Origin of the sequence: Motilibacter deserti (assembly GCF_011250635.1) — a bacterium.
Taxonomy (GTDB): domain Bacteria; phylum Actinomycetota; class Actinomycetes; order Motilibacterales; family Motilibacteraceae; genus Motilibacter_A; species Motilibacter_A deserti.
Genome location: NZ_JAANNP010000076.1, coordinates 1 through 9,219 on the forward strand (window position 1 = coordinate 1; position 9,219 = coordinate 9,219).

Here is a 9,219-nt window from a genome sequence, read left to right on the forward strand (position 1 = left end):
CCGACGTTCACGTACACGACGAACGGCACCCGCACGGCCCGTCTCACGGTCACCAACGTCGCCGGTGAGAGCGGCACCACGACCGTCACGGTCGTGGTCGGCAACACCGCACCGACGGTGACGGTGACCACGCCGACCAACGGTGGCTTCTTCAGCTTCGGCGACCGCATCGCCTGGGCCGTCACCGTGACCGACCCGCAGGACGGGACGATCGACTGCAGCCGTGTCCAGGTGAGCTTCGTGCTCGGACACGACACGCACGGCCACGGTGAGGGCTCGTTCACCGGCTGCTCCGGCGTCTACCAGACGACCGCGGCCCAGGCCGACCACGCCGGTGGGCACCTCTTCGGCTCGTTCAGCGCGTCCTACACGGACAACGGCGGGCTGACCGGCACCGGCCAGGTGCAGATCCAGCAGCGTTTCCAGGAGGCCGAGGCCTGGCAGTCGTCGGGGACGAACGTGACGTTCGTCAACGACCCGAGCCCGGTCGGGGTCTCGCAGAACGTCGCGGTCCAGAGCATCGACAACGGTGACTGGCTGACGCTCGCGGAGCCGCTCAACTTCGCGAACATGACGTCGGTCGACCTGCGGGTCGCGGGCACCAACCCGGCTGCCCCGGCCGGCACCGTCCGCGGCAACATCGAGGTCCGCCTCGGCTCGCCGACGGGGACGCTCGCCGCGACGATCCCGGTGCTCAACACCGGCAACAACACCATGAACACGCAGAACGTCGCGCTGCCCGCCAGCCTGACGGGTGCAGGGGCGAACCAGGTCTACCTCGTCTTCCGCTCGACCGGCGCCGCCGGCCAGCCGACGGGCAACCTGTTCACCCTGAACTGGCTGCGGTTCAACGGCCAGGGGGTCACCGCCCCCTGACCGGGTCGTGACCCAGGTGCGGTCGGCGTCACGGGACGCCGGCCGCACCGCCGCTAGCTCGAGAGCCGTCGGGGCCCGCTTCCTTCGGGAAGCGGGCCCCGACGCACGTCTGTCCAGAATCCGAGACAGGATTCTCGACATCTGTCGGAAGTTTCGTTACGACACTGCTACTTCACTTCCCCTTCCTGCGGCGGCCTTGTAGACCAGCGGCGGGCACCGTCCGGTGCAGCCCCGCAGAACGCAGGAGGACCCGCCCCATGGGCGCAAGACGGCTGAGCAGGATGCTCGTCCCGATGGCAGCGCTGTCGCTGCTGCCGACGCTGGCCACGGCCGCGCAGGCCGAGCCGAACCCCGGCATCGTGATCCAGAACGGCGTGACCGCGCCGGTGTTCGGCTACGCCGACGCGATCCGCGAGCGCGTGTTCGTCGACACGGACATGGACACCGACAAGAACGGGGTCAAGGACGTCGCGGCGTTCGACATCATCCGTCCGAAGGCGACCGCCGACGGGCTCAAGGTGCCGGTCATCATGGACGCGAGCCCGTACTACCGGACGTCCTGCCGTGGCAACGAGACCGAGTGCAAGCTGGACACCGACGGTGACGGCCTGCTCGACCAGTGGCCGCTCTTCTACGACAACTACTTCGTGCCGCGCGGCTACGCGGTCGTCCTCAGCGACGCGCTCGGCACGGCGAACTCGACCGGCTGCCCGACCACCGGCGGCAAGGGCGACACGGCGGCGGCCCTCGCGACCATCGACTGGCTCAACGGCCGCCGCACCGGGCGCCACGCGGACGGCAGCGTCGCGACGGCGGGCTGGCACAACGGCAAGACCGGCATGATCGGCAAGTCCTACGACGGCACGATCGCCAACGCCGCCGCCGCCACCGGCATCGAGGGCCTCACCACCATCGTGCCGATCTCGGCGATCTCCAGCTGGTACGACTACCAGCGCACGGGCGGCGTCCGGCACAGCACCGGCTACGCGTCCTACCTCTCCAACGCCGTCACCGGCGACCGCTACCTGCCCGAGGTCGACCGGGCGCGCAAGGCGGCCTGCGCCGCCATCCGGACCGAGCTCGACGCCGGCGCCGGTGACGACACGGGCGACTACTCGGCCTATTGGGCCGAGCGCGACTACCGTCCGGACGCCGACCAGGTGAAGGCCTCCGTCTTCGTCTACCACGGCATCAACGACCACAACGTGCGCGGCAGCCAGTTCTCCGAGTGGTGGTACGAGCTCGCGGAGAACGACGTCACGCGCAAGATCTGGATCTCCCAGCTCGGCCACGTCGATCCCTTCGACATCCGCCGCGGCGACTGGGTGAACACGCTGCACCGGTGGTTCGACCACGAGCTCCAGGGCGTCGAGAACGGCATCCTGGACGAGCCGATGGCCGACATCGAGCAGACCCCGCTCAACTGGGTCACCGCGACCAACTGGCCGCAGCCGGGCACCGTCAAGACCAACGTCTACCTGCAGCCGAACAGCGCGACCACGCCGGGCGGCCTCGCCCTGCACCGTTCGAAGAGCGGTGTCTCGGAGACCTACACCGACACCCGGACGTCCGAGACGGTCCTCACGCGCAGCCTGCCGACCGAGGTCAACAGCGCGCGCCTGGTCTACATGACCGCTCCGCTCACGGCCGACCTGCACATCTCCGGCACGCCCGAGCTCTCGCTGCGGTTCAAGACCGACCGCAACGACGCCAGCCTCTCGACCTTCCTCGTCGACCTCGGCACGGGCCAGCACATCTCGACCACCAACGACGGTGCGCTCACCGGCACCGAAGAGGACTGCTGGGGCGAGAGCTCCGCGGCGGACAACGCCTGCTACAAGAAGGTGACCGAGCGGGTCATCACCAACGAGCAGGAGCTCGTGACCCGCGGCATCCAGGACGCGTCGAACATCAACTCGCTCTCGCGCGACCGGAAGCTGACGCCGAACCAGTACCGCAAGGCCGAGATCAAGCTCCAGCCCGAGGACTACGTCTTCGCCAAGGGCCACCGGATCGCGATCGTCGTCGCCGGCAGCAACAGCAGCTGGGGCCAGCGGACCGCGACCGAGTCGAACGGCGCCGTGATCACGCTCGACCCGCGTGACAACCGCATCGAGCTGCCGATCGTCGGCGGCGCCGCCGCGGCCAAGGCCGCGGGCATCGCCAAGTAGCACTTCGCGCGGACCTCACGTCCGCCCGGCCTCGACGGGCCGGGGCTCCTCCTTGCGAGGGGCCCCGGCCCGTTCGCCTGTACGCCCGCCGGCACCCACGGCCTCGGCCGACGGCGAAGGCGGCGCCCTCGTTGCGACGAGTACCTGTTCGGGTGCTTGCGCCTTCGCGGTCGCCGCCGATGCTTCGGACATGACCCCGCGCGAGGAGCGACGTCGGTTGGCCGCCCTGCGCGCCTACGACATCGTCGACACGCTTCCCGAACGCGAGTTCGAGAACTGCGTACGCCTCGCCGCGAGCATCGCGGGCACCGAGGCCGCCGCGCTCACCTTCCTCGACTCCGAACGGCAGTGGGTCAAGGCGCAGACCGGGCTGTGGTTCAGCCACCTCGCCCGCGAGGCCGCCCTCAGCGCCGAGGTCGTGGCGAACGGCGAGCTCGTCCTCGAGGACGCCGCAGCGGACCCCGCCTACCGCGACCACCCGGGCGTCACCGGCCTCGACGTCCGGTGCTTCGCCGCCTGGCCCGTCACGGCCCCCGACGGCTCCTGCCTCGGCGCGCTGATCGTCGCCGACCGGGCCCCGCGCACGCTCGACGAGAGCCGGCGGGCCGCGCTCGGGCTCGTCGCGCGCCAGGTCGAGCACCTGCTCGAGCAGCGCCGCACGCTGCGCTCGTCCTCGGTGCTGGCCGCGGTGGCGGCGGCCGCGAACACCGCGGGCGACTTCCGGCACGCCGTCGGGTCCGCGCTCGGAGTGCTCTGCGAGCGCGGTGGCTGGACCGCCGGCGCCGCGTACGCCCTGGACTCCCGCGGGACCGGCATCGTCCCCGTGCGCACCTGGCACTCGGGCGGCCTGCGCCCGACGGCAGAGTGCGCCGAGCGGCCGTTCGACGTCACCGGCCTGCCCCAGCTCGTGCTCTCCAGCGGCATGGCGGCCTGGCTCGACGGCGGTGACGCGGCGCCGCGCATCCCCGGCGACGTCGTGTCGGCGTACGCCTTCCCGATCCTGGTCGGCGACGAGGTCGTCGGTGTGATCGAGCTCGTGACCGACGAGGCGCGCCCGCCGGCTGCGGAGCTGACCGAGCTGCTGGGGCAGGCCGGCGTGGCGCTGGGCCGGGTGGTGGAGCGCGAGCGCGCGCGGTCGCACGTGGAGCGGCGCGAGGAGCGGCTGCGCCAGCTGCTGGAGCTGGCGGGCGACGCCTTCGTCAGCACCGACGCCGCGGGCGTCATCACCGGGTGGAACCGGCGGGCGGAGGAGCTGCTGGGCTGGTCGGCGCAGGAGGCGGTCGGTACGGCCATGTCCAGCCTGCTCGTGCCCGAGCACCTGCGCGCGGCGCACGAGGCCGGCATGGCCCGCTACGTCTCCACCAGGATCCCCACGATCCTCGGCAGGCCGCTCGAGCTGCCCGCCCTCACCCGCGACGGCCGCGAGCTCCCCGTCGAGCTGGTGCTCTGGGCGACCGACCACGGCGACGGGCTCGAGCTCAACGCCTTCCTGCGCGACATCAGCCACCGCAAGGAGGCCGAGCGGCTGCTGCGCGCGGACCTCGAGGGCAAGGAGCGGCTGGTCGAGCGGCTGCAGGAGCTCGACCGCATCAAGGCCGAGTTCATCGCGACCGTCTCGCACGAGTTCCGGACGCCGCTGACCAGCATCCTGGGCTACCTGGAGATGCTCACCGAGGGGCTCGAGGCCGAGGACGCACGACACGCGCTGGCGGCGATGACGCGCGGCACGCATCGGCTGCGCGGCCTCGTCGACAACCTGCTCACCCTTTCGCGCATCGACTCCTCGGCGCTCGGGCACCAGCGCGAGGCCGTCCGCCTCGCCGAGGTCGCCGAGCAGACCGTCCGCTCGGTCGTGCCGCTGGCGCTGCAGCGCGGGATCGCCATCTCCACCGACCTCGCACCCGACGGGGCGCTGGATGCCGTCGTCATGGCCGACCCGGACCAGCTCGAGCTCGCAGTCGCGAACCTGCTGTCCAACGCCGTGAAGTTCACCCTCTCCGGGGGCTCGATCGACGTCCGCGTGCACGCCGTCGACGGCACCGCTGTGCTCACCGTGACCGACACCGGCGTGGGCATCGACGAGCACGAGCAGGCATCGTTGTTCACGCCCTTCTTCCGGACCCGGTCCGCCGAGCAGGACGCCGTGCAGGGCACCGGCCTGGGGCTCGCGGTCGTCCGCGGGATCCTCGACGCGCACGGCGGGTCGGTGCAGCTGGCGTCGACGCCGGGCGTGGGCACCTCGGTCCAGCTGCGGCTGCCGCTCGCCGGCGACGCAGAATGGGCCGGTGCCGCCGCCTCCTGACCCCGGCGACCCCTCTGCCGCCGGCGACCCGCACACTCCCGGCCTCGGCGGTCCGCACGACCCCGCCCTCCCCTGGCCGGACCTGCCCCCACCGCCGCCGGCGAGCAGCCCGGCGGTGCGCCGCAGCATGCAGGGCAACCGGCGGCGTGACACGGTCCCCGAACTGGCGGTGCGCCGGGCGTGCCACGCGCTCGGCCTGCGCTACCGGGTCGACGCCCCGCTGCCGCTCGAGGGCGTACGCCGCCGGGCTGACCTGCTCTTCCCGGGTGCCCGGGTGGCGGTCTTCGTCGACGGGTGCCGCTGGCACGGGTGCCCGGAGCACAGCCGGGAGCCGCGGACGAACGCCGACTACTGGACGGCCAAGCTCGAGCGGAACCGGCGCCGGGACGCGGACACCGACGCGCGGCTCGCCGCCGTGGGATGGATGGCGCTGCGCGCCTGGGAGCACGAGGACCCGGCCGTCGTCGCGGAACGCGTCAGCGCGACGGTCGGGTCTCGACGTCGTGGTGGGGCGGGGACGGTCAGCGCCGGCTGAGCCTGCCCGGTGTCACCAGGACTCGGTGACCTCGGAGGGGACGGCGCGCTCGACCGCAGAGAGCAGGGCGGAGGCGATGAAGGGCTTGGTGAGGTAGGTCGCGCCGGCGGCCCGACCGCGGGCGACGTCCTCCTCCTGCACGCGGGCGCTGAGGAACACGGCCTTGACGTCGCGACCGCTGCGCTCGCGCAGGGTCTCCAGCAGCTGGAACCCGTCCATGCCCGGCATGGTCACGTCGAGGACGGCGACCTCGGGGATGCCGCGCTCGTCGACGAGGTCGAGCGCGCGGGCACCGTCGGAGACGGCGACGACCCGATGGCCGGCCGCCTTCAGGCGCATGGCGACGAGGCCACGGATGTCGTCGTCGTCGTCCACGACCAGGATGCGTGCCACGGGGTGCCTCCTCGAGCTGATGGTGCGGGCGGGGTGCGCCCCGCGTACCAGGACTTTCGTCCGTCCCGCGACCTGGCTTGAGCAGCCGGAAGGGTCTAGAAGCCACCCGGTCGACACCTCAGGCCGAGGCGGTTCCGGGACGACAAGCAGTGCATGCCCCGCGTTCCCCGCCCGGCCCTCCCCGCCGCCGTCGCGACGCCGCTGCGCGCCGCGGCGCGCAACCCGCGGCTGCGCCGCCTCGGCACCGTGTCCGTCCTGCTCGCCGGCGTCGCCGCGTCGGCCAGCGGCGTGACCCACCTGCCCTCGGCCGCACCGCTGCCGGCGCTGCTGGGCCTGGCCGCGTTCGTGCTCGGCAAGTACGTCTTCTGCCCGCTGCGCTGGCACGCGCTCTCAGCCGCCCGCCCGGGCCGGCGCTGGTTCTTGCGGACCTACGCCGAGGCCGAGCTGCTCGGCCTGTGCACGCCGGGCCACGCTGGCGCGGACATCTGGCGGGTACGCCGGCTCGAGCAGAAGGGCGAGCGGCGCGCCGCCGCGGTCGCCGAGATCGCAGCCGACCGGCTCGTGGGCTCGATCGGCGTGGCGGCTTTCGCGCTGGCCGCGGGCGCCACGCTGCCGCTGCACCTGGCCATCACCTTCGGCTCTGTGGCGGCCGGCATCCTCACGCTCGCGCTGGTCGTGCTCAAGCTGCGGCCCGGCATCAAGGCCCGCATCGCCCCGTCGCTGCCCTCCAAGCGCCGGCTCGCGACCGCCTTCGCGTACTCGTTCGGCTACCAGGCGTGCGTCGTCCTTCTGCTCCTGGGTACGGTCCTGGCCGTGGGAGAGTCCGTCAGCCCGCTCGCGCTCGCGGGGGTCTTCGGCGCCAGTCAGCTCGCCGGCGTCCTGCCCGGTCCGCAGGGCGCCAGCCCCAAGGACGGCGCGCTCGCGGTGGGCCTGGTGGCGCTCGGGCTGCCCTGGGCGGCCGCTCTGGGCGCGGTTGCGCTGAAGGCCCTGCTCGCCTGGGTGCCAGGCCTCGCCTTCGGCGGCGCCAGCTTCCTGGCCCGCCGGATCGCCCGAGGGCGCGACCGGCTGGTCGCCCTCGTGTGCGCCGAGCACCAGGTCACGCTGCCGCAGTGCGTCACCTGCACCCCGGCCGCGGCGGCCGCGTGACCCCTCCGCACCCGCTGGCCGTCGCGCACCGGGCGGGGAACCAGCTGCCCGCACTGGGCGCCGCCGCCGAGCTCGGCGTGGACGTGATCGAGCTCGACGTGCACAGCTGGCGCGGACGGCTGGAGGTACGCCACGCCCGCACCGCGGGAAGGCTGCCCATCCTTTGGGACGGCTGGCGGCTGCACCGGGGGTGGAAGCCGCGCCTGGAGCTGGCCGAGGTGATCGCCGAGGCGCTGCGCGTCGCCGGCCCGGGCACCCGGCTCATGCTCGACCTCAAGGGCACCGGGGCGTCCGTCGGCCACGAGGTGGCCCGCAGCGTCCACGATCTCGCGCCCGACCGCGACGTCCTCGTGTGCGGGCGGCACTGGCCGGCCCTCGAGCCCTTCGCCCGGCTGCCGTACGCCCAGGTCCTGCTGTCCGCGCGGACCCGGGGTGAGCTGGCGGCGCTGCGGGCGCGCGTCGCGGAGGGCGCGCTGGTCGGCGGACGGGCGGCGTACGGGGCGTCGATCCACCGCTCGCTGCTCACCCGCCCACTGCTGGACGAGCTGCACCGGACCCTGGAGGCGGTGCTGACGTGGCCGGTCAACACGCCCGCCGCGCTCGCCGAGGTGCTCGAGGTGGGGGCGACCGGTGTCATCAGCGACGAGCTGGACGTCCTGCGGGCGCTGCTGGCCCAGCGCACGCGCTGACCCCGTTCCGATCCGCAGCCGGCCCGTCACGGCGCGCGGTGGATCCTTTCGAGGGAGGGCGTGCCTGTGTCAGCCGCGCGAGCCCTGGGTACTCGGGTGTGCAGGAGCGCGGCCGGACGTTCGCCGGCCGCCGACACCGGAGGCAGCAGTGGGAATCGGCGTCAGCATCTTCCTCATCGCGCTTGGGCTCATCCTCGCGCTCGCGGTCGACTACACCGTGTCCGGCCTCGACATCATGGTCGTCGGCTGGATCCTCGTCGCCGCCGGCGTGCTCGGGCTCGTCCTGACGTTCACGCTCTTCGCGCCGCGTCGCCGCCTCGTCGCCCGAGACGACGTGGCCGTCGACCGCACGGTCTACCGCGACCGCGCCCCGGTCGTCGAGGAGCGCCGGGTCTACGACGACGGCACGCCGCGCTACTAGGCAGGCCCGGGGCCGGCTTCCGACGAGGAGGCCGGCCCCTTCGCATGTGCTGGACCGGATGCACGACCGGAAGGGCGAGGACGATGGCGATCGCGGTGACGAACCCGGCGACGGGCGAGGTCCTGGAGACGTTCGAAGAGCACGACGGCGCGCAGATCGAGGAGCGCCTCGCCAAGGCGGTGACGGCGTACCAGCAGCTGCGGTCCACGTCGTTCGCGCTGCGCGCGCAGTGGCTGCGGGCTGCCGCCGACGTCCTGGACCGCGAGGCCGACGACATCGCGCGCGACATGGTCCTCGAGATGGGCAAGCCGATCACGGCGGCCAAGGCCGAGGTCGCCAAGTGCGCGAAGGGCATGCGGTTCTACGCCGAGCACGCCGAGCGGTTCCTCGCCGACGAGCCGCTTGACGCCGAGGCCGTGGGAGCGTCGCGGGCCTTCACCCGCTACCAGCCGCTCGGGCCCGTGCTCGCGGTCATGCCCTGGAACTTCCCGCTGTGGCAGGTGGTGCGCTTCATGGCGCCCGCGCTCATGGCCGGCAACGTCGGCCTGCTCAAGCACTCCTCGAACGTCCCGCGCACTGCCCTCCGCCTGGAGCGCGTGGCGCGTGAAGCCGGCTTCCCCGACGGTGCGTTCCAGACCCTGCTCGTCTCGGCGAAGCAGGTCGAGCAGATCCTGCGCGACCCGCGG

At 73.1% G+C, this 9,219-nt stretch carries 9 protein-coding genes; 8 read left to right on the forward strand and 1 reads right to left on the reverse strand.

Features of this window, described 5'->3' with window-relative positions; translation table 11 throughout:
• From G9H71_RS19475 to G9H71_RS19490, 4 genes are all read left to right on the forward strand, one after another.
• The coding region (locus tag G9H71_RS19475; RefSeq protein WP_166284452.1) for a carbohydrate-binding protein at positions 1 to 876 on the forward strand (876 nt) is incomplete at its 5' end.
• Between the two features lie 257 nt (positions 877 to 1,133).
• A complete protein-coding gene (locus G9H71_RS19480) occupies positions 1,134 to 3,047 on the forward strand; it encodes a CocE/NonD family hydrolase (RefSeq protein ID WP_231135132.1) in 1,914 nt (637 codons plus the stop codon).
• A gap of 190 nt (positions 3,048 to 3,237) precedes the next feature.
• A complete protein-coding gene (locus tag G9H71_RS19485; protein WP_166284454.1) occupies positions 3,238 to 5,349 on the forward strand; it encodes an ATP-binding protein in 2,112 nt (703 codons plus the stop codon).
• Entirely contained in the window at positions 5,333 to 5,884 is a 552-nt protein-coding gene (locus tag G9H71_RS19490; protein WP_331273133.1) for a very short patch repair endonuclease, read from the forward strand. The genes G9H71_RS19485 and G9H71_RS19490 overlap by 17 nt, the downstream gene beginning before the upstream one ends.
• 12 nt (positions 5,885 to 5,896) lie before the next feature.
• Here G9H71_RS19490 and G9H71_RS19495 read toward each other — a convergent pair whose 3' ends face one another.
• The gene (locus G9H71_RS19495; RefSeq protein WP_166284455.1) at positions 5,897 to 6,277 is read right to left on the reverse strand and encodes a response regulator; all 381 of its coding nucleotides are present in this window, start codon (positions 6,275 to 6,277) and stop codon (positions 5,897 to 5,899) included.
• A 153-nt stretch (positions 6,278 to 6,430) separates the two neighbouring features.
• On the opposite strand from G9H71_RS19495, the gene G9H71_RS19500 reads away from it, so the two are divergent.
• The 4 genes from G9H71_RS19500 to G9H71_RS19515 all read left to right on the forward strand — a co-directional run.
• On the forward strand, positions 6,431 to 7,423 hold the full coding sequence (locus G9H71_RS19500; RefSeq protein WP_166284456.1) for a lysylphosphatidylglycerol synthase domain-containing protein: 993 nt from the start codon (positions 6,431 to 6,433) through the stop codon (positions 7,421 to 7,423).
• A complete protein-coding gene (locus G9H71_RS19505; RefSeq protein ID WP_166284457.1) occupies positions 7,420 to 8,112 on the forward strand; it encodes a glycerophosphodiester phosphodiesterase in 693 nt (230 codons plus the stop codon). The genes G9H71_RS19500 and G9H71_RS19505 overlap by 4 nt, the downstream gene beginning before the upstream one ends.
• 148 nt (positions 8,113 to 8,260) lie before the next feature.
• Positions 8,261 to 8,533 carry a DUF6458 family protein gene (locus G9H71_RS19510; protein WP_166284458.1) on the forward strand — a complete coding sequence of 91 codons (273 nt, stop codon included), beginning with the start codon at positions 8,261 to 8,263 and terminating at the stop codon, positions 8,531 to 8,533.
• An 83-nt stretch (positions 8,534 to 8,616) separates the two neighbouring features.
• On the forward strand, positions 8,617 to 9,219 hold a 603-nt coding region (locus G9H71_RS19515; protein WP_166284459.1), incomplete at its 3' end, for an aldehyde dehydrogenase family protein.

Excerpts from the sequence above, each read along its gene's own strand:
- G9H71_RS19485 (WP_166284454.1), top strand. The coding sequence starts at position 3,238 with ATGACCCCGCGCGAGGAGCGACGTCGGTTGGCCGCCCTGCGCGCCTAC.
- G9H71_RS19480 (WP_231135132.1), top strand. The coding sequence starts at position 1,134 with ATGGGCGCAAGACGGCTGAGCAGGATGCTCGTCCCGATGGCAGCGCTG.
- G9H71_RS19500 (WP_166284456.1), top strand. The coding sequence starts at position 6,431 with ATGCCCCGCGTTCCCCGCCCGGCCCTCCCCGCCGCCGTCGCGACGCCG.